This window comes from Comamonas koreensis, from assembly GCF_021026195.1.
Classification (GTDB): domain Bacteria; phylum Pseudomonadota; class Gammaproteobacteria; order Burkholderiales; family Burkholderiaceae_C; genus Comamonas; species Comamonas koreensis.
Genome location: NZ_JAJNCT010000005.1, coordinates 480733 through 506487 on the forward strand (window position 1 = coordinate 480733; position 25755 = coordinate 506487).

A 25755-nucleotide genomic window follows, 5' to 3' on the forward strand; every position below is an offset into this window, starting at 1 on the left:
GGCTCGGTAACGTGGGTGACAAACGCCGTGTGCTTGGGCGGTTTGCCCGCTGTCGCCCGGCAGCATCTGCTTTTAGCATGGGTCTTGCTGAACCCAGGCAAGCCACATAACAAAGGAGTCAACATGCCCCAGCCCTTTTCCCAGCGCCGCCGCGCCCATGCACTCAGCGCCTGCGCGCTGGCCTGTAGCACCATTGCCGGCATTGCCCATGCACAGGCACCCGCCCCCGTGCGCCTGGGTTTTCTGACCGATATGTCCAGCCAGTATTCGGACGGCGATGGCAAGGGCGGCGTGACCGCCATCCAGATGGCCATCGAGGACTTTGGCGGCAAGCTGCTGGGCCGGCCGATCGAGCTGCTGTCGGCCGACCACCAGAACAAGGCCGATATCGCCTCGACCAAGTCGCGCGAATGGGTCGACACCCAGGATGTGCAGCTGCTGATTGCCGGCACCAACACCGCGACAGCGCTGGCCATGGGCCAGGTGGCCAATGAGAAAAAACGCGTGCTGCTGATCAACGGCGCCTACTCCTCGAACCTGACGGGCAGCCAGTGCTCGCCGTACTGGGTGCACTACAACAGCGACACCACGGCCATTGCGCGCGGCGCGGGCCGGGCGGTGTCCGAGCAAGGCGCCAAGACCTGGGCGCTGCTGGTGGCCGATTACACCTTTGGCCACACCTTGGAGGCCGATGTGACCCAGGTGGTGCAGGCCCAGGGCGGCCAGATCGTCAAATCGGTGCGTGCGCCTTTCCACGCGAATGATTTTTCGTCCTACCTGGTGCAGGTGCAGGCCAGCAAGGCCGAGATCCTGGGCCTGGCCAACGCCGGTGGTGACTTCATGAACTCGCTCAAGGCCGCGCGGGAGTTTGGCGTCACGCCCAAGATGAAGCCGGTCGCGCTGATGGTGTTCGCCAACGAGGTCGAGAGCCTGGGCCTCAAGCTCGCCGGTGGCCTGATGTTCACCGACAGCTGGTACTGGGACCGCTCGCCCGAAGCCCGTGCCTGGACCGACCGCTACTACGCCCGCACCAAGAAGATGCCCACCTCGCTGCAGGCCTCCGACTACTCCTCGGCCATGAGCTACTTCAAGGCCGTGGAAAAGGCGCAGAGCCTGGATGCCGACAAGGTGATGCAGACCCTCAAGTCGATGCCGCTGAACGACATGTTCGGCAAGGGCAAGATCGAGCCCAACGGCCGCTATGTTCACGACATGTACCTGCTGCAGGTCAAAACGCCCGAAGAGTCCAAGGGCAAGCATGATGCGTTCAAGCTGATCAAGGCCTTGCCGGGCGATACGCTGTTTGCCAGCAAGCAAGAGGCCCAGTGCCCGATCTGGAAGTGAGCCTCTGAACCGGGGAGGCAGCCCGCAGCCGGGCTGCGCCAATCCTTGGCAAGGTCTGAGGGATAAGGGTTAGCCCTATATTGCAGGGCTGTCTCGCCTTTGCCAGGGCCTGGGGCGCATGCACTGCACCCAAGCTGGCAGGACTCTTGCTTGCCCTTTCCCCATGACCCGATACCGCCTCTCCGCCAGCGCAGGCTTTGCGCGCGTGACCCAACTGACCTCCGACAAATTCCGCTGGGCGCTCAAGACCGGCTCCTCCGGCCATTCCTGGTTGGAGGATGGCATAGCGATGGCCGTCGGTATTTTGTTGATCTCCACTGCGCTGGTGCTGTACAAAAGCGCGGGGCTGCTGACCGGCGGCATTGCCGGCATTGCGCTGCTGGGGCACTACGCCACCGGCAGCGATCTGGGCCTGCTGTTCTTCTGCCTGAACCTGCCCTTCTACTGGCTGGCAGCCAAGCGCATGGGCAGCGCCTTTGTGGTCAAAACCTTTATCGCGGTGGTCGCCACGTCCTGGCTCACCGAGCTGCTGCCCGCGCTGCTGTCCATCTCCTATGTGTCCCAGCCGCTGGCCGGCATCTTGGGCGGGGTGCTGCTGGGCACGGGCTTTTTGATTCTGTTCCGCCACCGGGTCAGCCTGGGCGGCTTCGGCATTCTGGCGCTCTACCTGCAGGAGCGCCGTGGCTGGTCGGCCGGCAAGGTGCAGATGGGGCTGGACTGCATCATCGTGGCCTTTGCGCTGTGGCTGGTGCCGGCCGTGTCGGTCGCCTGGTCGATTGCCGGGGCGGTGATCCTGAACCTGATCGTGGCGATGAACCACCGCAAGGACCGCTATATCGCGGTCTGATGCCCCCGGCTAATGGCCGTTAGTCAAACCCGCGCATCTGCGCCCAGTCGCCAAAGGGGGCACGGTCGGCACGCAGGCTGTTGATGGGCGCGGTGAGGTCTTCATAGCCCAGCGCGATGCCGTAGGCCACCTTGTACGGCTCTGGCGCCTTGAGCACCCGCTCCACCGTATCACCATAGCGGCGCCAGTAGCCCTGGGCACAGGTGGCCAGGCCGCGCTCGGTGGCCAGCAGCATGAGGGACTGCAGATAAATGCCCAGGTCCACCCATTGCGCATAACCCATGCGCTCATCGGCAAACACCAGCAGGCCCACCGGGGCGCCAAAGAAGCGGCCGTTCTTGGCCAGCTGCTCCAGGCGCGCGGCCTTGTCCTCGCGCGGAATGTCGATGGTCTTGTACAGGTCCTCGCCGTTCTTGAAGCGGCGCGTGCGATACGGCTCCCAGAGATTGGGCGGGTAGGTGTAGTTGTTGCCGCCTTCGGGCAGCGGCTGCGCATCCGCGATTGCGTCAGTCAGCTCATGCAAGGCATGGCCCGCCAGCGCCACCACCCGCCAGGGCTGCAGGTTGCCGCCCGATGCTGCCTGTGCCGCGTCGGCAATCAGGCTGTGCACCTCCTGGGCAGAGGGGGCTTTGGGCAAAAAGGCGCGCACGGAGCGGCGCTCTTTCATGGCTTGCGTGACGTTCATGGCAAAGGGCTTTCTGGCGTTGAAAGGGGCTGGCACAGTGCAGCCCGCAGTTTAGTGCAGCGCAGCAAATGCAGCTGACACCGAGGCGCCAATACGGCCACCGGGGGGTGGCCGCATGGATGTTTAGAGCCCTCGCAACCCTTAGCGCGCCGTCGTGTCGCTGGCGATGGGGATGTAGAAATCCCCGCCGGCGCGGTTGAACTCTGCCGCCTTGGCCTGCATGCCCACCGCAATGCCCTGCTCTTCTGCCACGCCCTCGTTCTTGGCGAACTCGCGCACCTCCTGGGTGATCTTCATCGAGCAGAACTTGGGCCCGCACATGGAGCAGAAATGCGCCACCTTGGCACTGTCCTTGGGCAGGGTTTCGTCATGGAAGGCACGGGCCGTATCCGGGTCCAGCCCCAGGTTGAACTGGTCCTCCCAGCGGAAATCGAAACGCGCCTGGCTCAATGCATCGTCACGCGCGCGCGCACCGGGGTGGCCTTTGGCCACATCGGCCGCATGCGCGGCAATCTTGTAGGCAATGATGCCCTGCTTGACGTCATCGCGGTCGGGCAGGCCCAAGTGCTCCTTCGGGGTCACGTAGCAGAGCATGGCGGTGCCAAACCAGCCGATCATCGCCGCACCGATGGCGCTGGCGATATGGTCGTAGCCCGGCGCAATGTCGATGGTCAGCGGGCCCAGGGTGTAGAACGGTGCCTCGTGGCAGTGCTTGAGCTGCTCGGTCATGTTCGCCTGGATCATGTGCATCGGCACATGGCCCGGGCCTTCGATCATGGTTTGCACATCGTGCTTCCAGGCTAGCTGGGTCAGCTCGCCCAGGGTGGCCAGCTCGGCAAACTGGGCCTCGTCATTGGCGTCCGAGGCGCAGCCCGGGCGCAGGCCGTCGCCCAGCGAAAAGCTCACGTCGTACTGCTTCATGATGTCGCAGATGTCTTCGAAATGCTCGTAGAGGAAGCTCTCGCGGTGGTGGGCCATGCACCACTTGGCCATGATGGAGCCGCCACGCGAGACAATGCCGGTGCGGCGCTGGGCCGTCAGGTGGATATAGGCCAGGCGCACCCCGGCGTGGATCGTGAAATAGTCCACGCCCTGCTCGGCCTGCTCCACCAGCGTGTCGCGGAAGATCTCCCAGCTCAGGTCCTCGGCAATGCCGCCCACCTTTTCCAGCGCCTGGTAGATGGGCACGGTGCCAATGGGCACTGGCGAATTGCGCACGATCCAGTCGCGCGTGGTGTGGATGTTCTTGCCGGTAGACAGGTCCATCACATTGTCGGCCCCCCAGCGGATCGCCCAGACCAGTTTCTCGACCTCTTCCTCGATGCTGGATGTCACCGCCGAGTTGCCGATGTTGGCGTTGATCTTGACCTTGAAGTTGCGGCCAATGGCCATCGGCTCGATCTCGGGGTGGTTGATATTGGCCGGGATGATGGCCCGGCCCCGCGCCACCTCGTCGCGTACAAACTCGGGCGTGATGATCTTGGGGATGGCCGCGCCCAGGCTGTTGCCGGCCAGGCGGGCCTCACGCGCCGCATCGCGCTGGTACTCGGCCATCCATTCGCGGCGGCCGTTCTCGCGCAGGGCCACGTATTCCATCTCGGGGGTGATGATGCCCTTGCGCGCATAGTGCATCTGGGTCACGTTGGCGCCGCTCTTGGCGCGGCGCGGCTGGCGCTGCAGTGCGGCGGCCTCGGCACGCAGCTGGGCCACGCGCAGGTCTTCTTCGCCGCGCTTGCCGCCATCGTCGAGGGCCACACGCTGGCGCCCCACGTAGTATTCGCTGTCAGCGCGCGCGGCAATCCATTCGGCGCGCAGCGCGGGCAGGCCCTGGCGCACATCGATGGACACGGCCGGGTCGGTGTAGGGTCCGGAGGTGTCGTAGACGCTGACCCGCTCCCCATTGGTCAGTGCAATATCGCGCACCGGCACCTGCAGCTGCGGGTGGATGGCACCGGGCAGGTAGGATTTGGTCGACGCAGGGAAAGGCAGGCGCGATCGGGCCAGCAGTTCGCTAAAGCGGGCGGCATCGGGGGCATCACCGGTAGCGGGGATGAACAGGGACTCAGGGGCGTTCATGGCAGTCTCCTCAAAGCGGTTGATTTCATCGAACGCTCCGGGACGTGCCGGCCCTGCTCTGTTGCAACACGCCAGGCATGGCTGCCTGGCCGCAACACGCCCATTTACGGCACCCCGGCCTGGCCGTGCTGTGCGTGGTGCCAAGGCCGCTGTTAAGTGGCCATGGCGGCACCTGTTGCGCGCTGACAGGTGCCGTCCCCAAAAAAGACAAAACCCCAGTGCGCGAGGCGCCTGGGGTGTGCGTGGCAGGTGGCTGCAAACGCGTGCCATGCAACGCTGCCTGCCTTCCACCGCTGTGCTTTCAGGGTCCCGCTCTTCTTCCGCCGGCATGAACCGGATCAAGTTCGTCGGGTTCGCTAATCAGCAGTCTTGCAACTGCCTTTCGCATCTCAGCGCTTTCGCACACCCCGGAGCTGCGAGCAGTATAGCCGGTTCGTGCCGCGCCTGCAGACGCGTTTTTGCCGCGCTCTGGTGCTTACCCCAGTAGGCGCACGCGAAGCAGCCTGCAACCATCGGGGCGCAGCCGCCCACCGGTGCGCCGCACCTGGCCGTCACGCTGTACGCCTGTCCATTTGAACGAGGAGACCTCCCGATGCAAGTTCCTGCAATGCCCTCTTTGCGTTCTGCGCTGCCACACCGGCGACGAGCGGTTGCGGCCGCTGCCGCCGGCTGCGTGCTGGTCCTGTTTGCCCAGGGCGCGCTGGCGCAAGACAAGGTCCGGATCGGCTTCATCACCGACATGTCCAGCGTCTACGCCGATGTCGATGGCAAGGGCGGGGCGCTGGCCTTGCAGATGGCGATTGACGACTTTGGCGGCAAGCTGCTGGGCAAGCCGGTGGAGCTGATGGTGGCCGACCACCAGAACAAGGCCGACCTGGCCGCATCGAAGGCCCGCGAATGGTTTGACCAGCGCGATATGCAGATGCTGGTGGGCGGCACCACCTCCAGCACCGGCCTGGCAATGGCCAAGGTGGCCGAGGAGAAAAAGCGCCTCATCATCGTGAACGGCTCGGGCACATCGGCCCTGACCAATGACCAGTGCAGCCCCTACACCGTGCATTACGCCTATGACACCGTGGCCCTGGCCAAGGGCACCGGCGGCGCGATCGTGGGCCTGGGCGACAAGGACTGGTTCTTTCTGACCGCCGACTACGCCTTTGGCCATGCGCTGGAGGCCGATACCACCAAGGTCATCAAGGCCGCCGGCGGCCGCGTGGTGGGCGCCGTGCGGCACCCGATCAATGCCTCGGATTTCTCGTCCTTCCTGCTGCAGGCGCAGAACTCCAAGGCCCAGATTCTGGCCATGGCCAACGCGGGCGGCGACACGATCAACACCATCAAGGCTGCCCGCGAGTTTGGCGTCACCAAGACCATGAAGCTGGCTGGCCTGCTGCTGTTCAGCTCGGACATCCACAGCCTGGGGCTCAAGCAGACTGAAGGCCTGATGTTCACCGACAGCTGGCATTGGGATCTGAACCCCGAGAGCCGCAAGTTCTCGGACCGCTTCTTCGAAAAGTTCAAGAAGATGCCGACCTCGCTGCAGGCGGCCGATTACTCGGCGATGATGACTTACCTGAAGACAGCGGACCGCATCAAGTCGACCGATTCGGACAAGGTGGTGGCTGCGCTGAAGGCCGAGCCCCTGTCTGACTTCTACGCCAAGGGCGTTGTCCGCCCCGATGGCCGCTATGCGCATGAGATGTACCTGATGCAGGTGAAGACCCCGGCCGAATCCAAAGGCGCCTGGGATTATTTCAAGGTGCTCAAGACGCTCAGCCCCGACGAGGTCTGGACCACCAAGGCCGAAAGCACCTGCAAGCTCTGGAAGTAAATCTTCCCGCCTCTGCCCAAAAACAAAGGCCTGCGCAATGCAGGCCTTTGACTTGGGCGGGTCTGCGACCCTCCGCTATTTCTTCTTGCGGTCGATGAAGGCGATCAACTCGCCCATGATGCCGCGGCGGAATGCCAGCACACAGATCACAAAAATCAGGCCGGTCACGATCGTCACCGACTCACCCAAGGTGTTGAACCATTCGACGCCCGTCAAGCGCGACAGCCAGGTGCCGATATCGCCGATCTTGTTCTCCAGCGCGACGATGACAGCCGAGCCGACGATCGGGCCGGACAGCAGGCCCAGGCCACCTACCAAGGTCATTAGAATGACCTGGCCGGATGCCGTCCAGTGCACATCCGTCAACGTGGCAAAGCCCAGCACCACCGTCTTGAGCGAGCCCGCCAGGCCCGCCAGCGCGGCCGAGATGACAAAGGCCAGCAGCTTGAAGCGGTTGACGTCGTAGCCCAGCGAGATGGCACGTGGCTCGTTTTCTTTCAGGGCCTTGAGCACCTGGCCGAAAGGCGAATGCACCGTGCGCATGATCAGCAGGAAGGCCAGCACCACGATGACCAGCGCCACGTAGTACATGGTCCAGTCGCTCTCCAGGCTCAGCAGGCCAAACAGCTTGCCGCGCGGTACCGCCTGCAGGCCGTCCTCACCACCAGTGAACGGCATTTGCAGGCAGGCGAAGAACAGCATCTGCGCGAGCGCCAACGTGATCATCGAGAAATAAATCCCCTGGCGGCGAATGGCCAGCCAGCCGAACACCACACCCAGCAAGGCGCCGAACACCACACCGAACAAAATGCCCAGCTCCGGCGTCAGGTGCCAGACCTTGATGGCATGGCCGGTGACATAGGCCGCGCCACCAAAGAAGGCGGCATGGCCAAAGGACAGCAGACCGGTGTAGCCCAGCAGCAGATTGAAGGCGCAGGCGAACAGTGCAAAGCACATCAGCTTCATCACGAACACCGGGTAGGCCCCCATGAACGGCGCAGCAATCAGGCCGAGCAGCAGCAAGCCGTATCCCAGTTTGGCAAACTTCTTGGAATTCATCCCCTCACCTCACTTCGCTTTGCCAAACAGGCCAGCCGGGCGCACCAGCAGCACGATGACCATGATCACGAACACGACCGTGGCCGAGGCTTCCGGGTAGAAGACCTTGGTCAGCCCTTCGATCACGCCCAGTGCCAGGCCGGTGACGATGGCGCCCATGATGGAGCCCATGCCACCGATCACGACCACCGCAAACACGGTGATGATCAGGTTCTGGCCCATCAGCGGCGTGACCTGGTAGACCGGAGCGGCCAGCACACCGGCAAAGGCAGCCAGGCCCACGCCAAAGGCATAGGTCAGCATGATCATCAGCGGCACGTTGACACCGAAAGCCTCGACCAGACGCGGGTTCTCGGTGCCGGCGCGCAGGTAGGCACCCAGGCGGGTTTTCTCGATCACGAACCAGGTGGCAAAGCAGACGATCAGCGAGGCCACGACCACCCACATGCGGTAGTTGGGCAGCAGCATCACGCCGACGTTGGTGGCGCCTTCGAGCAGCTCAGGCGTGTCATAGCCCAGGCCGGAGACACCGTAGATCGAACGGAACACGCCTTCGATCAGCAGCGACAGACCCAGGGTCAGCAGCAGGCCGTAGAGGTGGTCGAGCTTGTAGATATGGCGCAGCAGGAAGCGCTCTATCAGCACCCCGATGATGCCCACCAGAATCGGCGACAGCAGCAGCATCACCCAGTAATTGATCTGGAAGTACGATGCCGCCATCCAGGTGAACATGGCCCCCAGCATGAACAAAGCGCCGTGGGCGAAATTGATCACGTTGAGCAGGCCAAAGATCACGGCCAATCCCAGACTGAGAATGGCATAGAACGAGCCATTGACCAGACCCAGCAGCAGCTGGCTCATCAAGGCCGGTAATGAGATACCAAAAATTTCCATGAAAAGCTCACGAGTCGGTGAATGAACACAACACGGCTGGCGTCAGGCTGCCTGGGCCATCGGTACCCGGGCCATCAGCGATGTACGGGTGCCGCAGCGGGCAGCGAAGACGCAGCTTACGTGTGAGCGGTGCTTACTTCCAGAGCGCGCACTTGGATTCGGCCTTGGTCGTCCAGACCTGGTCCGCAGGCAAGGTGGACAGGACCTTCAGGTAATCCCAGGGCTTCTTGGATTCGGCTGGCGACTTGGCTTCGACCAGGTACATGTCGTGCGCATAGCGGCCATCGGGGCGGATGACGCCCTTGCCGTAGAAATCGTTCAGCGGCGTGCTCTTGAGGTAGGCCATGACCTTGTCCGCATCGGTGGTCTTGACGGCTTCAACGGCCTTCAGGTAGTTCATCGTGGCCGAGTAGTCAGCCGCATGCAGATCGGTAGGCATGCGCTTGGTCTTGGCGAAGAACTTGTCGGCGAACTTGCGCGTCTCGTCGTTCAGGTCCCAGTACCAGCTGGTGGTGTGCAGCAGGCCTTCGGTGTTCTTCAGGCCCATGCTGTGGATGTCGGACAGGAAGACCAGCAGGCCAGCAGTCTTCATGCTCTTGTTGATGCCGAATTCACGTGCGGCCTTGATGGCATTGATGGTGTCGCCGCCGGCATTGGCCAGACCCAGGATCTGGGCCTTGGAGCTTTGCGCCTGCAGCAGGAAGGACGAGAAGTCGGAAGCGTTGAGCGGATGGCGCACCGAGCCGACGACCTGTCCGCCCTTGGCCTTGATGACGGCCGTGGTATCGGCCTCCAGCGAGTGGCCGAATGCGTAGTCGGCCGTCAGGAAGAACCAGGACTTACCGCCACGGTCCACCACGGCGCCGCCAGTGCCCTTGGCCAGAGCCACGGTGTCATAGGCGTAGTGCACGGTGTAGGGGCTGCATTGCTCATTGGTCAGCGCCGACGAGCCCGCGCCGCTGTTGAAGTAGACGCGCTTTTTCTCCTGGGCTACCTTGGCAGCGGCCAGCGCCGTGCCGGAGTTGGTGCCGCCAAACAGCATCGTCACACCAGCGGTATCGATCCACTCGCGCGCCTTGGAGGCGGCAATGTCGGCCTTGTTCTGGTGGTCGGCCGAGACCATCTCGATAGGCTGGCCCAGCACCTTGCCGCCAAAGTCGTCGATGGCCATCTGGATGGCGACCGCGCCGTTCTTGCCTTCCACGTCAGCGTAGAGGCTGGACATGTCCGTGATGAAGCCGATCTTCACCTTTTCCTGTGCCTGGGCAGCGCCTGCGGACAGGGCGACCAAACATGCCACCTGGGCAATGGCTTTGAGCTTTGCTTTCATCTTGTCTCCTAAAAAATATCTGTTCTCAATTCATGGCGGCAGTCTGCGCTGTGCCAGCGTTGCAAAAAGTGGGAGGCTAGACCCCCAGCAAGGTGTTGAGCAAAGGCATCTTGCCTTCCAGCTCACCAGAGCTGAACTGCTCGACGATCTGGCCGTGTTCCATCACATAGAGGCGGTCGGCCAGCGGCGCGGCAAAGCGGAAGTTCTGTTCGACCATCACTATGGTGTAGCCCTTGGCACGCAAACTCACGATCATGCGGGCGAGGGCCTGCACGATGACGGGAGCCAGGCCTTCGGAGATTTCATCGAGCAGCAGCAGCTTGGCGCCCGTGCGCAGGATGCGCGCCACCGCCAGCATCTGCTGCTCGCCACCCGACAGCCGCGTGCCCGGGCTGTGGCGACGCTCGGCCAGGTTGGGGAACATCTCGTAGATCTCTTCGACCGACATGCCCGCCGAGCCGGTTTTCAGGTCCGGCGGCAGCATCAGGTTTTCTTCGCAGGAGAGGCTGGCAAAGATGCCGCGCTCTTCCGGGCAGTAACCCAGGCCCAGATGCGCAATTTTGTGCGTGGGCATCTGGATGGTCTCGACGCCGTTGATCTTGATCGAGCCCTTGCGCGAACCGGTCAGGCCCATCACAGCGCGCATCGTCGAGGTGCGGCCTGCGCCATTGCGGCCCAGCAGGGTCACCACCTCGCCCGGCATCACGCGCATGTTCACGCCATGCAGCACATGCGATTCGCCATACCAGGCGTGCAGATCGCTGATCTCCAGGGCTGGCACTCCGTTTTTCTCGTTCATGTCAGTGCGCTCCCTGCAGCTGGCCGTCGGTGGTTCCCATATACGCTTCCATCACCTGGGGGTTCTGCGACACGGTCTGGTAGTCGCCCTCGGCCAGGATGGCCCCGCGCTGCAGCACCGTGATGCGGTCTGCAATCGTGGAGATGACCTTCATGTTGTGCTCGACCATCAAGATGGTGCGGCCAGCCGATACCTTCTTGATCAGCTGGGTGACGCGCTCGACGTCCTCATGGCCCATGCCCTGGGTGGGCTCGTCGAGCAGCATCAGCTCGGGCTCCATCGCCAACGTGGTCGCAATCTCCAGCGCACGCTTTTGGCCATAGGGCAGGTTCAGGGTGATCTCGTCGGCCAGGTGGGCCAGGCCCACCTCTTCGAGCAAGGCCACGGCCCGGCCATTGAGCTTGTCCAGGGTGCGCTCGCTGCTCCAAAAGTGGAAGGAGGTGCCCAGCTTGCGCTGCAAGGCAATGCGCACGTTCTCCATCAGGCTCAGGTGCGGGAACACCGCCGAGATCTGGAACGAACGGATCACCCCACGGCGGGCAATCTGCGCCGGCTCTTCGCTGGTGATGTCGGTGCCGTTGAAATGGATGATGCCCTTGGTGGGCGTCAGAAACTTGGTCAGCAGGTTGAAGCAGGTCGTCTTGCCGGCACCATTGGGGCCGATCAGCGCATGGATCGAGCCCCGCTGCACCGACAGGTTGACATTGCTGACTGCTGTGAATCCCCGAAACTCCTTGGTGAGATCTCGGGTTTGAAGAATGACATCACTCATGGGCACCGCACCGCTTCGCTGGAAAAAAGTGCGACGCCTTTCCTGGATGGAAATATACGTCGCTTCGATGCTGCCAATACTAGGAAAGAATACTGCAATGCAACACTGGGGAAAGCCTGTAGGTGAGGCTGCGTACGCGTTAACCCGTGGGCTTTATGCGCTCACTTTTTGATAGTCACCTGAGGGACAAGCGGTCGTCTTTTTGTCATCAGAATCAAAGACGGGCGACAATGCAGGCGCCCTTCCCTGACCCATGCATAGTGGCTGTGCACCATCCGTGCGCCAGCATGCAAGCCCAGCCGGGCTGCTGCCAAGGCGACAGAAGAGGCTTATTGCAGGCGGTGCTTGCTGGCTTCGGGCAGCAGCAGCGGCAACACATCGATGCCGTCATCTACCAGGGCGCGCTGCTCCTCCGGGGTGGCGGTGCCTCGGATGGGGCGTACATCGACCTCGCCCTCGTGCATCTGCCGGGCCAGGTCGGCAAACCCGCTGCCCACATCGTCGGTATTGGCAATGACCTGGCGCGACAGCTCCAGCCAGGCCTGTTGCAGGCGCTGGGCATCGCTGAGCGGGCTGTGAGGGGGTTGGGATGCCGAGGACGCCGCCGGCGCGCTGCCGGGCTGTACAGGGGCTGCGGCGGGCGCTGCTGGGAGAGCGGAATTGGATTTGCGCGCCAGATGCGGGGCGCTCAGGCCTTTGACGATCTCGTGCGAGTTGCACATCGGGCAGCTGAGCCAGCCCTGGCTTTGTTGCTGCTCGAAAGCGGCCTCCGAGGCGAACCAGCCCTCAAAGATATGGCCCAAAGGGCAGCGCAGGTTGAAAACCTTCACAGGCTTACCCCGCTCGGCTCACCTTGCGCAGCAGGTACTGGTAGGCAAAACCGGGGAAGGCAAAGGTCAGGAACAAGGTGCCGGTGACGGCATAGAACTCCCAACCCTGGCTGCTGCGCTGGCCGGCACGGCCTTCGAGCAGCATCGCAAAGGCCCCGATGAGGAAGTACAGCACGACCAGCTCGACCAGGCGGATCCACAGTGCCTTGCTGGCACTGCCGCCGTCATGGCATACCGGCCCTGCGGCCAGAATGCGTTGGTTCAGAAACGGCAGATTGGCCGCAACAAAGCCCGCCACGATCACCAGCCAAATGGATGCAGTGATAGACATGCGGGCTTTGCAGGGCTAAAGGTAGGACGGCTTAGCTGGCGAGCGCGCGAAGCACGGCGTCAGAGCAGAGCTTCATCAGACCGCCGGGCATGATACCCAGGATCAGCACCAGCGCGCCATTGACGACCAGCACGGCACGCACGTCCAGAGGCGCATGCACCTTGGCGGCAGTGATGGGCTTGTCGAAGTACATGACCTTGACCACGCGCAGGTAGTAGAAGGCGCCGATCAGCGACATGATCACCGCGAACACGGCCAGCGCAATGTACAGGCCGCTGCCCGATGCCACCAGCGCCTGCAGCACGGCCAGCTTCGAGTAGAAGCCCACCAGCGGAGGAATACCAGCCATCGAGAACAGGCAGATCGCCATCACGCCAGCGTACAGCGGGCTGCGTTGGTTCAGACCGGCAAAGTCGGCGATCTCTTCGCTCTCGAAGCCTTCACGGGCCAGCAGCAGCACCACACCGAAGGTGGCCAGGGTGGTCAGCACATAGCTCACGACGTAGAACATCGAGGCGCTGTAGGCATTGCCAGCGGTAGCCGCTTCGACATTGCCATTGACCACGCCGGACATCAGACCCAGCAGCACAAAGCCCATTTGCGAGATGGTCGAGTAGGCCAGCATGCGCTTGATATTGGTCTGTGCAATAGCAGCCAGGTTACCGATCAGCAGCGAGAGGATGGCCAGCACAGCCAGCATCTGTTGCCAGTCGATGGCCAGCGGCAGCAGGCCGTCCACCAGCAGGCGGATCACGATCGCGAAGGCTGCCAGCTTGGGCGCGCCACCCACGATCATGGTGATGGCCGTTGGTGCGCCTTGGTAGACGTCAGGCACCCACATGTGGAACGGCACCACACCCAGCTTGAAGGCCAGGCCAGCAACCACAAACACCAGACCGAAGACCAGCACCTGATGGCGGATCAGACCGGAGTTCACGGCCTTGAACACTTCACCGATATCCAGCGAGCCGGTGGCACCGTAGATCATCGACAGGCCGTACAGCAGGAATCCCGAGGCCATCGCGCCCAGCACGAAATACTTCATGCCGGCTTCCACCGCAGCGGTGTTGTCACGGCGCAGGCAGACCAGCGCGTAGCTCGACAGGGTCAGCAGCTCCAGGCCGAGGTAGATGATCAGGAAGTTGTTGCCCGAGATCATCACGTTCATGCCCAGCAGCGCGAGCAACGACAGGATGAAGTACTCACCGCCCTTGAGCATGCCACGGTCACGCGAGTAACCACGGCCATACACCAGGGTCACGGCCATCGCGATGGCTGCAGCGCACTTGAGCCAGTTGCCCATGGCGTCGGAGACGACCATGTTGCCGAAGGCGTAGAAGGTATTGCCATTGCTGGCGTAGATACCGGTGATCACCGCCACGACCACCAGGGTCAGCAGCGACAGGATGTAGGTGAGCGTGCGCCCTGCGCTCTTGACGCCCAGGTCCACGAGGGTGATGACGCAGGCCATCACCAACAGCACGATTTCAGGATAGATAGCCAGCCAGCTGATGTTATCAATCATCTCAAGTCTCTCAATTCTGTCCGACCATCACAGCTTGGACGCAGCGACATGCTTGAGCAGGTCGGCCACCGAGGCACCCATCACATCGGTGAACGGCGCAGGGTAGACACCCATGATCAGCACGGCAGCAGCCAAGATGCCCAGGATTAGGAATTCGCGGCAACCGATGTCCTTGAGCTCGCGCACATGGTCATTGGTCACTGGGCCGAAGTACACGCGCTTGTACATCCACAGCGTGTAGGCAGCGCCCAGAATCAGCGCGGTGGCCGACAGCACACCAATCCAGAAGTTGAACTTGGTGGCGCCCAGGATCACCATCCACTCGCCGATGAAACCGGCGGTGCCTGGCAGGCCGCAGTTGGCCATCGCAAACAGCAGTGCAAAGGCAGCGAACTTGGGCATGGTGTTGACCACGCCGCCGTAGGCCGCGATATCACGCGAATGCACGCGGTCGTACAGCACGCCGATACACAGGAACATCGCGCCCGACACAAAGCCGTGGGCAATCATCTGCACCAGGCCACCCATGACACCGATGTCATTGAAGATGAAGAAGCCCAGGGTCACAAAGCCCATGTGTGCGACGGACGAATAAGCCACCAGCTTCTTCATGTCCTTCTGCACAATCGCCACCAGACCCACATAGATCACCGCGATCAGCGACAGCGCGATGATGAGCCAGGCCCATTCGTGCGACGCATCAGGAGCGATGGGCATGGAGAAACGCAGGAAACCATAGGCACCCAGCTTCAGCATGATCGCGGCCAGCACGGCAGAACCACCGGTAGGCGCTTCAACGTGAACGTCGGGCAGCCAGGTGTGGACCGGGAACATGGGCACCTTCACGGCAAACGCAGCGAAGAAGGCAAAGAAGATCAAGGTCTGCTCGGTCATCGTCAGCGGCAGCTGGTGCCAGGCCAGAATCTCGAAGCTACCGGCCTTGGTGTACAGGTACAGCAGTGCGATCAAGGTCAGCAGCGAACCCATCAGGGTGTACAGGAAGAACTTGAAAGCGGCGTAGATGCGGTTCGGGCCACCCCAAATACCGATGATCAGGTACATCGGGATCAGCGTGGCTTCAAAGAACACGTAGAACAGCAGGCCGTCCAGTGCGGAGAACACACCGATCATCAGACCCGACAGGATCAGGAACGCGCCCATGTACTGGTTCACGCGCTCGGTGATCGACTCCCAGGACGCCAGCACCACGATCACCGTGATGAAGGCGGTCAATGGCACGAACCAGAAGGAGATGCCATCAACGCCCAGGTAGTAGTTGATACCGAAGCGTGGAATCCACGACGCCTTCTCGACGAACTGCATCGCCGACGTACCCAGCTGGAAGCCGGTGTACAGCGGCAAGGTGACCAAGAGGCCTATCAGCGCACCGACCAGTGCGATCCAGCGCACCATCTTGGCTTGCTCCTGCTTGCCAAAGGCCAGCAGGACCGTACCAAAGACGATGGGCGTCCAAATTGCAAGACTCAACAATCCCATTTTTCTTCTTCCTTACTTGTTGAGCAGCACGAAGTACGTCATGGCCAGGAAGATACCCAGAATCATGACCAATGCGTAGTGGTACACATAACCCGTCTGCAGCCAGCGCACCAGAGCGGAGATGCGGCCAACCAGCTTCCAGGAGCCGTTGACGAGCAGGCCGTCGATCAGGCCCTGGTCGCCCACCTTCCAGAACACGCCACCCAGCGCGCGCGAGCCGCGGGCGAAGATGTTCTCGTAGACCCAGTCCACACCGTACTTGCCTTCCAGCACCTGGTACAGGCCGACCTTCTCGCTCATGCGCTTGATGGCAGCAGGAATCTCAGGCTTGACCATGTAGAACACATAGGAGGTCACCACACCGGCCAGAGCCAGCCAGAACGGCGCAGCGGTGAAGCCGTGCAGTGCCATCGGGATCCAGCCGTGGATCTTCTCGGCCAGCTCAGCCATCGCGCCGTGCTTGCTGCCATCGACATAGATGACGCCCTTGAAGAAGTCACCGAACAGCATCGGCATCAGCGCGATCGCACCGATCACCACCGAAGGTATCGCCAGCAGCACCAGCGGCAGGGTCACCACCCATGGCGACTCATGCGGCTTGGCATCGTGGCCATGGCCGTGGTGGTCGTCGTGAGCATGGTGGTCGTCATGGTGGGCATCGGGGTTCTGGTCGTAGCGCTCTTTACCGTGGAACACGATGAAGTACAGACGGAACGAGTAGAACGCGGTGATGAACACACCAGCCAGCACGGCAAAGTTGGCAAAACCGGCAGCAGGCAGGTTGGAGGCGTGCACCGCTTCGATGATCGCGTCCTTCGAGTAGAAGCCCGAGAAGAACGGCGTACCAATCAGCGCCAGGTTGCCCAGCAGGAAGGTGATCCAGGTGATGGGCATGTACTTGCGCACGCCACCCATCCAGCGGATGTCCTGGTTGTGGTGCATGCCCATGATGACCGAGCCCGCGCCGAGGAACAGCAGCGCCTTGAAGAACGCGTGCGTCATCAGATGGAACACCGACACCGAGTAGGCCGACACGCCCAGCGCGATGGTCATGTAACCCAGCTGCGACAAGGTGGAGTACGCGATCACGCGCTTGATGTCGTTCTGGATGATGCCCAGGATACCCATGAACAGCGCGGTGATCGAGCCGATCACGAGGATGAAGTTCAGGGCTGCGTCGGACAGCTCATAGAGCGGCGACATGCGCGAGACCATGAAGATACCGGCGGTCACCATGGTGGCCGCGTGGATCAGTGCCGAGATGGGGGTAGGACCTTCCATCGAATCGGGCAGCCAGGCGTGCAGCGGGAACTGGGCCGACTTGCCCATCGCACCGATGAACAGGCAGATGCAGATCACCGTCATCAGCGACCAGGTCGAGCCTGGCAGGGTCATGCCGCTCAGCTCTTGGGTCTTGGCGAAGATTTCGGTGTAGTTCAGGGTGCCGGTGTAGGCAGCGATCAGGCCGATGCCCAGGATGAAGCCGAAGTCACCGACACGGTTGACCACGAAGGCCTTCATGTTGGCGAAGATCGCGGTTTCCTTCTTGAAGTAGAAACCGATCAGCAGGTACGACACCAGGCCCACCGCTTCCCAGCCGAAGAACAGCTGCAGCAGGTTGTTGCTCATCACCAGCATCAGCATGGAGAAGGTGAACAGCGAGATGTACGAGAAGAAACGGTCATAGCCGTCGTCTTCCGCCATGTAGCCCATGGTGTAGATGTGCACCATCAGCGACACGAAGGTCACCACGCACATCATCATCGCGGTGATGGAGTCGATCATGAAACCGATCTCCATCTTCAGTGTCCCGACGGTCATCCAGGTGTAGAGCGTCTGGTTGAAGGTCGCGCCTTCAAACACCACGCTCTGAAACGTCATCGCAGAGATGACGAAGGCAATGAACACACCCAGGATGGTGAGCGTGCGGCTGCCAACGCGGCCGATGCGGTTGCCGCCCAGGGCGGTACCGAAAATGCCTGCCAGCAAAGATCCTGCCAGGGGCGCCAGAGGCACCGCCAACAGTGTTGAAGCAGAAAGGGTTTGACTCATTCTTCTTAACCTTGCAAGTATTGGTGCCTCAACCCTTCAGGGAGTTGAGATCTTCCGCATCGATGGTGGACTTGTTACGGAACAGCAACACCAGGATTGCCAAACCAATTGCCGACTCTGCCGCCGCGACGGTCAGGATGAAGAACACGAAAATCTGGCCGTGCATGTCTCCCAGGTAGTGGGAGAAGGCGACAAAGTTCGTGTTCACTGCCAGCAGCATCAACTCGATGGCCATCAGCAGCACAATCAGGTTGCGGCGGTTCAAGAAGATGCCGACCACGGACAGGGCGAACAGCATGGCGCCCAACGTCAGAAAATGACCCAGAGTGAGCGTCATACCTTCTTCTCCTCGACCTCAGCGGCGGGCTGCACCACGGGGGCAGCAGGCTTGCTCGCTTCGACTTTGACCAATTGCAGGCGATCCGAAGCACGCACGCGCACTTGCAGGGATGCATCGATAGCCTTGGAATCCTTGCGTTGGCGCAGAGTCAGGGCAATCGCGGCAATCATCGCCACCAGCAAGATGACCGCAGCCACTTGCACAGGGAACAGATACTCGGTGTAGAGCATGGTGCCCAGCGCCTTGACGTTGCTGTAAGGCACAACATTGCCGGCTGCATCCACCACCGCAGGGATGGCCTTGGGCGCATCGATGGCGCTGAAGCCGCCGATCAGCACCACGCCCATCTCGAACGCGACGATGGCAAAAATCACCGCAGCGAGCGGGAAGTTCTTCCAGAAGCTCTTGCGCAGCTGGTCAATGCGGATATCCAGCATCATCACCACGAAGAGGAACAGCACCATCACGGCGCCCAGGTAGACCATCACCAGCACGATGGCCAGGAACTCCGCCTTGAGCAGCAACCAGATACCGGCTGCCTGAGAAAACGCCAACATCAGGTGCAGCACAGCGTGCACCGGATTTGGAGCAGTAACCACTCGGAATGCCGCGTACAGCAGCACTACCGAGAACAGATAGAAAAAACCAGTTGTGACATCCATGTGGGGCTCTTTTCGATCAGTCTCCAAGTGCCGCGTTAGCGGTACTTTGCGTCCGCAGCCTTGGCTGCAGCAATTTCAGGTTCGTAACGGTCGCCCACGGCCAGCAGCATTTCCTTGGTGAAGTACAGGTCGCCGCGCTTTTCCCCGTGGTATTCCAGAATCTGGGTTTCCACGATGGAGTCAACCGGGCAGCTTTCTTCACAGAAGCCACAGAAAATGCACTTGGTCAGATCGATGTCGTAACGGGTGGTGCGGCGCGAGCCGTCATCACGCACATCGGACTCGATGGTGATCGCCATGGCGGGGCAGACGGCTTCGCAGAGCTTGCAGGCAATGCAACGCTCTTCGCCGTTTTCGTAGCGGCGCAGCGCGTGCAGGCCACGGAAACGGGGCGACAGCGGTGTCTTCTCTTCGGGGAACTGGACCGTGATCTTGCGCGCAAACGTGTAGCGGCCGGTCAGGGCCATGCCCTTCATCAGTTCCCAGAGCATGAAGCTCCTAAGGAAATCCATCACCGAGAAAGAGCGGGGAGAAACTGCAGTAGTCATGTTGTATTCCTCCGCTTACTTCCAGATGTTCCATGGCGACAGCAACCAGCCGCCGACAAAGACCAGGTACACCAGGGTGACGGGGATGAAGATCTTCCAGCCCAGACGCATGATCTGGTCATAGCGGAAACGTGGGAAAGTAGCGCGAATCCAGATGAACATCGACACCACCAGGAACGTCTTGGCAGCCAGCCAGATCCAGCCTGGGATGAAGGACAGGAAATCGAACGGTGGCAACCAGCCGCCCATGAACATGATCACGGCCAGGATGGACACCAGCCACATGCTCGCGTACTCGGCCAGGAAGAACACAGCAAAGCCCATGCCCGAATATTCCACCATGTGACCGGCCACGATTTCTGCTTCGCCTTCAACGACGTCGAAGGGGTGGCGGTTGGTCTCAGCCACGGCCGAGATCAGGTAGACGATGAACATCGGCAGCAGCGGCAGCCAGTTCCACGCAAACAATGTTCCAGCGAACATGCCATCGAAAGCTACACCCTTGGCTTGGCCCAGCACGATCTCGGTCAGGTTCATGCTGCCGGTGACCATGATCACCACCAGGAAGCAGAAGCCCATCGCGATTTCATAGCTCACCATCTGGGCCGATGCGCGCAGCGCGCCCAGGAAAGCGTACTTGGAGTTCGATGCCCAGCCGGCGATGATCACGCCATAGACTTCGATCGAGGTGATGGCCATCACCAGCAGCAGGCCTACGTTGACATTGGCCAGCGCCACATCAGGGCCGAAGGGGATGACCACCCAGGCTGCCAGCGCAGGCATGATGGCCATGATCGGGCCCAGGCGGTAGAGGCCCGAGCTCGCCGCCGTCGGCGTGATGATTTCCTTGGTCATCAGCTTGAGGCCGTCGGCCAGAGGCTGGAGCAGACCAAAAGGGCCGACCCGGTTGGGGCCGTAACGCACTTGCATGAAGCCCAGGAGCTTGCGCTCCCACAGGGTCAGGTAAGCCACCGCGCCCATCAGAGGCAGAACGATGCACAGGATCTTGACCAGGTTCCAGATCACTGGCCAGACCAGGGTCGCCCACCATTCCGCTGCGATCAGGGTCAGACCGCCGTTGTAGATTGCGTCGATCATGCTGCCACCACCTCCGAGGATTGGCGGGCATCCGCCGTCATTTGCAACGACGGCGCGCGACGCACGATGCCATCGAGTTGGTAGATGCTGGCAACCACGGGCTCCTGGCCTGCAGGTGCCGACACTGCCATGTTGGTCTTGGTGCTGTTGGACAGCAGCTCGGCAGGCACCTGGCCTTGCGAACCGGTGGCCACGGCCAGCACATCCTGCGAGGAGTCAAAGGCCATGCCTGGCACTTCCAACAGGTTGCCCAGCACGCGCAGCACCTTCCAGCCCGGACGGGTATCGCCCAGTGGCTTGACCACGGCGTGGAAGCTCTGCACACGGCCTTCGGCATTCACGAACGAGCCCGAGGTCTCGGTGAATGGCGCGATCGGCAGCAGCACATCGGCGATGTCCATGTTGGCCTTGAACGGGCTCAGGCTCACCACCATCTCGCAGCCTTGCAGCGCCTGGCTGCCAGCGGCCGTGTCGAATGCGGGTTCGCAGTTCAGCAGGATCGCGGCCTTGACGCCACCGGCGAGCATCTCGCCAGCGTGCATGCCATGGGCCTGGGGCACAGCACCCACCCATTGCGCGCCCACGGTGTTGGCCGCTTCGGTCAGGAAGCCCACGGTCGCACCGGTCTGCGCGCCAATCCAGTTGGCAATCGACAGCAAGGTGCTCGCTTGTGCATGGTGCGCGACGGCATTGCCCAGCAGGATGGCCTTTTGCTCACCGTTTTGCAGCGCGCGGGCAATCTCGATGGACTCAGGCGTCACCGTACCGGCATTGTTGGGCGCTTCCACACCCTTGGACTGGGCGATGGCCGCTGCCACGGAGGACAGCGCATAGGCCCACTGCGCAGCAGGTGTGACCACCTGGTGGGCCAGCGGCATCGCCAGATCAAAAGCCTTGGACTGGATGGCGGTCACCACCGCGCCCTTGCGGGCGGCCTGGCGGATACGCTGGGCAAACAGCGGATGCTCCTTGCGCACGTTTGAGCCCACGATCAAAGCGGTATTCAGGTCCGACAGCGAGGCGATTGAACGGCCCAGCCAGCGCACGCCTTCTGCCTTGGCAAAATCGGCATTGCGCAGGCGGTAGTCCACGTTCTGGCTGCCCAGCGAGCGCACCAGTTCACCGGCCAGGAACAGCTCCTCAAGGGTGCTGTGCGGGCTGACCAGCGCACCCACGGCGCTGGCGCCATGGTCGCGTTGCACGCTCTTGATGCCATTAGCCACGTATTCCAGCGCAGCTTGCCAGCTCACTTCGAGCCACTGGCCGCCTTGTTTGATCATCGGCGCGGTCAGGCGCTCTTCACCGTTGAGGGCTTCGTAGGAGAAACGGTCACGGTCGGCAATCCAGCATTCGTTGACAGCATCGTTCTCGAAAGGCACAACGCGCATCACCTTGTTGTTCTTGACCTGAACGATCAAGTTGGCACCGGTGGAGTCATGCGGCGAGACCGACTTGCGGCGCGACAGCTCCCAGGTACGGGCGCTGTAGCGGAAAGGCTTGCTCGTGAGCGCGCCCACGGGGCAGATATCGATCATGTTGCCCGACAGTTCCGAGTCCACCATATCACCCACGACCGTGGTGATCTCGGCGTGCTCGCCGCGGTTGACCATGCCCAGCTCCATGATGCCCGAGACTTCTTGACCGAAGCGCACGCAGCGGGTGCAGTGGATGCAACGGCTCATCTCTTCCATCGAGATCAGCGGGCCCACGTTCTTGTGGAAGACCACGCGCTTTTCTTCTTCGTAGCGCGAGCTGCTGGCACCGTAGCCCACAGCCAGGTCCTGCAACTGGCATTCACCGCCCTGGTCGCAGATCGGGCAATCCAGCGGGTGGTTGATGAGCAGGAACTCCATCACCGATTGCTGGGCCTTGACCGCCTTGTCAGAGGTGGTGCGCACAATCATGCCTTGCGTCACGGGCGTGGCGCATGCGGGCATCGCCTTGGGGGCTTTTTCGATGTCCACCAGGCACATACGGCAGTTCGCCGCGATCGACAGTTTCTTGTGGTAGCAGAAGTGAGGGATGTACTTGCCCGCCGCATCGGCCGCGTGCATGACCATGCTGCCTTCCGCGACCTCGACCTTCTGACCGTCTATTTCAATTTCAACCATATGCTCACTCGCGATCAGGAAGAAGCAGCGGTCTGCTTTTCAGCAGCGTTGATCTTTGCTTCGAATTCATGGCGGAAATGCTTGATCATTGCGCGCACCGGCATCGCTGCCGCATCGCCCAATGCGCAAATCGTGCGCCCCATGATGTTGCCGGCTACCGAGTCCAGCTTGTCCAGATCCTCGGCGCGGCCATGGCCGTGCTGGATGCGGTCAACCATGCGCCACAGCCAGCCCGTGCCTTCGCGGCAAGGGGTGCACTGTCCGCAGGACTCGTGCTGGTAGAAGTAGGACAGGCGCAGCAGGCTCTCGACCATGTCGCGCGAGTCGTCCATCACGATGACGGCGCCCGAGCCCAGCATCGAGCCGGCCTTGGAGATGGAGTCATAGTCCATCGTGCAGGCCATCATGATGTCGGCAGGCAGCACAGGAGCCGACGATCCGCCAGGGATCACGGCCTTGAGCTTGCGACCGGTGCGCACACCGCCCGCCAGCTCCAGCAAGGTGGAGAACGGCGTGCCCATCGGCACTTCGTAGTTGCCGGGCTTGTTCACGTCACCGCTGACCGAGAAGATCTTGGTGCCGCCGTTGTTGGGCTTGCCGCATTCCAGGTAGGCCTGGCCACCGTTGCGGATGATCCAGGGAACGGCCGCAAAGGTTTCGGTGTTGTTGATTGTCGTGGGCTTGCCATACAGACCAAAGCTGGCCGGGAATGGCGGCTTGAAGCGGGGCTGGCCCTTCTTGCCTTCGAGCGATTCGAGCAAGGCGGTTTCCTCGCCGCAGATGTAGGCACCAAAACCATGGTGGGCATGCAGCTCGAAGCTGAAGTTGCTGCCCATGATGTTGTCACCCAGGTAGCCTGCCGCACGCGCCTCTTCCAGCGCCGCTTCAAAGCGTTCGTAGACCTGGAAGATTTCGCCGTGGATGTAGTTGTAACCCAGCGAGATGCCCATCGCATACGCGGCGATGGCCATGCCTTCGATCACGATATGCGGGTTGAACATCAGGATGTCGCGGTCCTTGCAGGTGCCAGGCTCGCCCTCGTCCGAATTGCACACCAGGTGCTTTTGGCCGGGGAAGTTCCGGGGCATGAAGCTCCACTTCAGACCGGTGGGGAAGCCAGCGCCGCCACGGCCGCGCAGGCCCGATTCCTTCATCGTGGCAATGACCTGGTCCTGGGTCAGACCCTCGCCACCGTCCTTGCCCAGCAGCTTGCGCAGGGCCTGGTAGCCACCGCGAGCCTCGTAGTCCTTGATCGACCAGTTCGTGCCGTCCAGACCTGCATAGATCTGGGGCTCGATGTGGCGGTCGTGGAAGCAGGTTTCCACGCCGGTGGCCTGGAACTGCGACAGAATTTGAGCGGCTGTAGTCACTTGGTGTCCTCCGCTGCCCGCAAGCCGGTGACCAGCTGGTCCAGCTTTTCGTTGTCCATGAAGCTGCACATGTGGCGGTCATTGACCAGCAGCACCGGTGCATCGGCGCAGGCGCCCAGGCATTCCGATTGCTCGATGGTGAACACGCCATCGGCAGTGGTATCACCCATCTTGATGCCCAGCTTGTCTTCCAGGTGCTTGAGGGCCTCGCGGCCACGGCGCAGCTGGCAAGGCAGGTTGGTGCACACGCTCAACTTGTACTTGCCCACCGGATGCTGGTTGTACATGTTGTAGAAGGTGGTCACTTCATGCACGGCGATCTCAGGCATCTCCAGGTACTCGGCGATCACCGCCTCGCTCTCCTGGCTCACCCAGCCCTGCTCCTGCTGCACGATAGACAGGCAAGCCATCACGGCCGACTGCTTCTGCTCTGCCGGATACTTGGCAACTTCGCGGGCAAAGCGTGCTTTTGTTGCTTCGGTAATCATCGGTCAACGTCTCCAAACACGATGTCCAAGGTGCTCAGCACCATCACGGCATCGGCCAGCATGTGGCCACGGCTCATTTCATCGAGCGCCGAGAGATGCACAAATCCTGGTGGACGAATCTTCAGGCGGTACGGCTTGTTGGCACCATCGCTGATCAGGTAGATGCCGAACTCGCCCTTGGGGTGCTCCACCGATGCGTAAGCCTCGCCCTCGGGCACTTTGAAGCCTTCGGTGAACAGCTTGAAGTGGTGGATCAGCTCTTCCATGTTGGACTTCATGGCTTCGCGATCGGGAGGCGCCACCTTGTGGTTGTCGGTGATGACCGGACCGGGGTTGGCACGCAGCCAGTCCACGCACTGCTTGATGATGCGGTTGGACTCGCGCATTTCAGCAATGCGCACCAGGTAGCGGTCATAGCAGTCGCCGGTCTTGCCCACAGGGATGTCGAAATCCATGCGGTCATAGACTTCGTAGGGCTGCGACTTGCGCATGTCCCAGGCCAGGCCCGAGCCGCGCAGCATCGGGCCGGTCAGGCCCAGGTTCATCGCACGGTCGACATCGACCACGCCGATGCCCACATTGCGCTGCTTCCAGATGCGGTTGTCCGTCAGCAGGGTTTCGTATTCGTCCACGCACTTGGGGAAGCGCGCGGTGAAGTCATCGATGAAGTCGATGAGCGAACCTTGGCGGTTGCTGTTCATCTGCTCGATGGCCTTGGCATTGCGCACCTTGTTGGCCTTGTACTGCGGCATGCTTTCTGGCAGATCGCGGTACACGCCACCCGGACGGAAGTACGCCGCGTGCATGCGCGCGCCGGAGACGGCTTCGTACATGTCCATCAGGTCTTCACGTTCGCGGAAGGCGTAGATCAGAATGGTCGAGCTGCCGCCGTCATTGCCCGAGGAGCCCAGCCACATCAGGTGGTTCATGATGCGGGTGATCTCGGAATACATCACGCGGATGTATTGCGCGCGGATCGGCACTTCCAGGCCCAGCAGCTTTTCGATAGCCAGGCAGTAGGCGTGCTCGTTGCTCATCATCGAGCAGTAATCCAGGCGGTCCATATAGGGCAGCGACTGGATAAAGGTCTTGCTCTCCGCCAGCTTCTCGGTGGCGCGGTGCAGCAGGCCGATATGCGGGTCTGCACGTTGCACCACTTCACCATCGAGCTCCAGCACCAAACGCAGCACGCCGTGTGCTGCAGGATGCTGGGGACCGAAGTTGAGTGTGTAGTTTTTGATTTCAGCCATGGTTCTTCATCGTGAG

23 protein-coding genes and 1 riboswitch are annotated in these 25755 nt (G+C 61.7%); of the genes, 3 read left to right on the forward strand and 20 right to left on the reverse strand.

Annotated elements, in window-relative coordinates:
- Positions 1 to 123: 123 nt before the first annotated feature.
- Positions 124 to 1344, forward strand: a complete 1221-nt coding sequence (locus tag LPW39_RS04400) for an ABC transporter substrate-binding protein (RefSeq protein ID WP_230771648.1) — start codon at positions 124 to 126, stop codon at positions 1342 to 1344.
- A 163-nt stretch (positions 1345 to 1507) separates the two neighbouring features.
- Positions 1508 to 2191: a YitT family protein gene (locus LPW39_RS04405; protein WP_230771650.1), complete on the forward strand. Its 684-nt coding sequence runs from the start codon at positions 1508 to 1510 to the stop codon at positions 2189 to 2191.
- A 19-nt stretch (positions 2192 to 2210) separates the two neighbouring features.
- Here the strand turns inward: LPW39_RS04405 and LPW39_RS04410 are convergent, their stop codons facing one another.
- Positions 2211 to 2876, reverse strand: coding sequence for a nitroreductase (locus LPW39_RS04410; protein WP_230771652.1), 666 nt, complete (start codon positions 2874 to 2876; stop codon positions 2211 to 2213).
- 141 nt (positions 2877 to 3017) lie between these two features.
- Positions 3018 to 4952 (reverse strand): phosphomethylpyrimidine synthase ThiC, encoded by a 1935-nt coding sequence (gene thiC / locus LPW39_RS04415; protein WP_230771654.1) that lies wholly within the window; start codon positions 4950 to 4952, stop codon positions 3018 to 3020.
- Positions 4953 to 5250: 298 nt separating this feature from the next.
- Positions 5251 to 5372: riboswitch (TPP riboswitch) on the reverse strand.
- A 187-nt stretch (positions 5373 to 5559) separates the two neighbouring features.
- Between thiC and LPW39_RS04420 the strand changes: the two genes are divergently transcribed.
- Positions 5560 to 6783, forward strand: coding sequence for an ABC transporter substrate-binding protein (locus tag LPW39_RS04420; protein WP_230772881.1), 1224 nt, complete (start codon positions 5560 to 5562; stop codon positions 6781 to 6783).
- A 75-nt stretch (positions 6784 to 6858) separates the two neighbouring features.
- Here the strand turns inward: LPW39_RS04420 and LPW39_RS04425 are convergent, their stop codons facing one another.
- From LPW39_RS04425 to LPW39_RS04510, 18 genes are all read right to left on the reverse strand, one after another.
- Positions 6859 to 7842, reverse strand: a complete 984-nt coding sequence (locus LPW39_RS04425) for a branched-chain amino acid ABC transporter permease (protein WP_230771656.1) — start codon at positions 7840 to 7842, stop codon at positions 6859 to 6861.
- 9 nt (positions 7843 to 7851) lie between these two features.
- Entirely contained in the window at positions 7852 to 8736 is an 885-nt protein-coding gene (locus LPW39_RS04430; protein ID WP_133854606.1) for a branched-chain amino acid ABC transporter permease, read from the reverse strand.
- 133 nt (positions 8737 to 8869) lie between these two features.
- A complete protein-coding gene (locus tag LPW39_RS04435) occupies positions 8870 to 10066 on the reverse strand; it encodes an ABC transporter substrate-binding protein (protein WP_230771658.1) in 1197 nt (398 codons plus the stop codon).
- 76 nt (positions 10067 to 10142) lie between these two features.
- Positions 10143 to 10865, reverse strand: coding sequence for an ABC transporter ATP-binding protein (locus tag LPW39_RS04440; protein WP_230771660.1), 723 nt, complete (start codon positions 10863 to 10865; stop codon positions 10143 to 10145).
- A gap of 1 nt (position 10866) precedes the next feature.
- Positions 10867 to 11637: an ABC transporter ATP-binding protein gene (locus LPW39_RS04445; protein WP_021028573.1), complete on the reverse strand. Its 771-nt coding sequence runs from the start codon at positions 11635 to 11637 to the stop codon at positions 10867 to 10869.
- Between the two features lie 329 nt (positions 11638 to 11966).
- On the reverse strand, positions 11967 to 12467 hold the full coding sequence (locus LPW39_RS04450) for a DUF1178 family protein (RefSeq protein WP_230771662.1): 501 nt from the start codon (positions 12465 to 12467) through the stop codon (positions 11967 to 11969).
- Between the two features lie 4 nt (positions 12468 to 12471).
- Positions 12472 to 12798, reverse strand: a complete 327-nt coding sequence (locus tag LPW39_RS04455; RefSeq protein ID WP_133854610.1) for a DUF2818 family protein — start codon at positions 12796 to 12798, stop codon at positions 12472 to 12474.
- Positions 12799 to 12829: 31 nt separating this feature from the next.
- On the reverse strand, positions 12830 to 14323 hold the full coding sequence (gene nuoN / locus LPW39_RS04460; protein WP_230771664.1) for an NADH-quinone oxidoreductase subunit NuoN: 1494 nt from the start codon (positions 14321 to 14323) through the stop codon (positions 12830 to 12832).
- A 27-nt stretch (positions 14324 to 14350) separates the two neighbouring features.
- A complete protein-coding gene (locus LPW39_RS04465) occupies positions 14351 to 15820 on the reverse strand; it encodes an NADH-quinone oxidoreductase subunit M (RefSeq protein ID WP_230771666.1) in 1470 nt (489 codons plus the stop codon).
- Positions 15821 to 15832: 12 nt separating this feature from the next.
- Positions 15833 to 17872 (reverse strand): NADH-quinone oxidoreductase subunit L, encoded by a 2040-nt coding sequence (nuoL, locus tag LPW39_RS04470; protein WP_230771668.1) that lies wholly within the window; start codon positions 17870 to 17872, stop codon positions 15833 to 15835.
- A gap of 28 nt (positions 17873 to 17900) precedes the next feature.
- The gene (nuoK, locus tag LPW39_RS04475) at positions 17901 to 18209 is read right to left on the reverse strand and encodes an NADH-quinone oxidoreductase subunit NuoK (RefSeq protein WP_021028567.1); all 309 of its coding nucleotides are present in this window, start codon (positions 18207 to 18209) and stop codon (positions 17901 to 17903) included.
- Positions 18206 to 18874: an NADH-quinone oxidoreductase subunit J gene (locus LPW39_RS04480; RefSeq protein ID WP_230771670.1), complete on the reverse strand. Its 669-nt coding sequence runs from the start codon at positions 18872 to 18874 to the stop codon at positions 18206 to 18208. Before LPW39_RS04480 ends, nuoK begins: the two co-directional genes overlap by 4 nt.
- A 35-nt stretch (positions 18875 to 18909) precedes the next feature.
- Positions 18910 to 19422, reverse strand: coding sequence for an NADH-quinone oxidoreductase subunit NuoI (gene nuoI / locus LPW39_RS04485; RefSeq protein WP_230771672.1), 513 nt, complete (start codon positions 19420 to 19422; stop codon positions 18910 to 18912).
- A gap of 15 nt (positions 19423 to 19437) precedes the next feature.
- Complete coding sequence (gene nuoH, locus LPW39_RS04490; protein WP_230771673.1) at positions 19438 to 20520, reverse strand: NADH-quinone oxidoreductase subunit NuoH; 1083 nt, start codon at positions 20518 to 20520, stop codon at positions 19438 to 19440.
- Positions 20517 to 22631 carry an NADH-quinone oxidoreductase subunit NuoG gene (nuoG, locus tag LPW39_RS04495; protein ID WP_230771675.1) on the reverse strand — a complete coding sequence of 705 codons (2115 nt, stop codon included), beginning with the start codon at positions 22629 to 22631 and terminating at the stop codon, positions 20517 to 20519. The genes nuoH and nuoG overlap by 4 nt, the downstream gene beginning before the upstream one ends.
- Before the next feature lie 14 nt (positions 22632 to 22645).
- Positions 22646 to 24001 carry an NADH-quinone oxidoreductase subunit NuoF gene (gene nuoF / locus LPW39_RS04500; protein ID WP_133854618.1) on the reverse strand — a complete coding sequence of 452 codons (1356 nt, stop codon included), beginning with the start codon at positions 23999 to 24001 and terminating at the stop codon, positions 22646 to 22648.
- Positions 23998 to 24489, reverse strand: a complete 492-nt coding sequence (nuoE, locus tag LPW39_RS04505) for an NADH-quinone oxidoreductase subunit NuoE (protein WP_230771676.1) — start codon at positions 24487 to 24489, stop codon at positions 23998 to 24000. Before nuoE ends, nuoF begins: the two co-directional genes overlap by 4 nt.
- Positions 24486 to 25739 (reverse strand): NADH-quinone oxidoreductase subunit D, encoded by a 1254-nt coding sequence (locus tag LPW39_RS04510; protein WP_230771678.1) that lies wholly within the window; start codon positions 25737 to 25739, stop codon positions 24486 to 24488. The genes nuoE and LPW39_RS04510 overlap by 4 nt, the downstream gene beginning before the upstream one ends.
- Between the last annotated feature and the right edge of the window lie 16 nt (positions 25740 to 25755).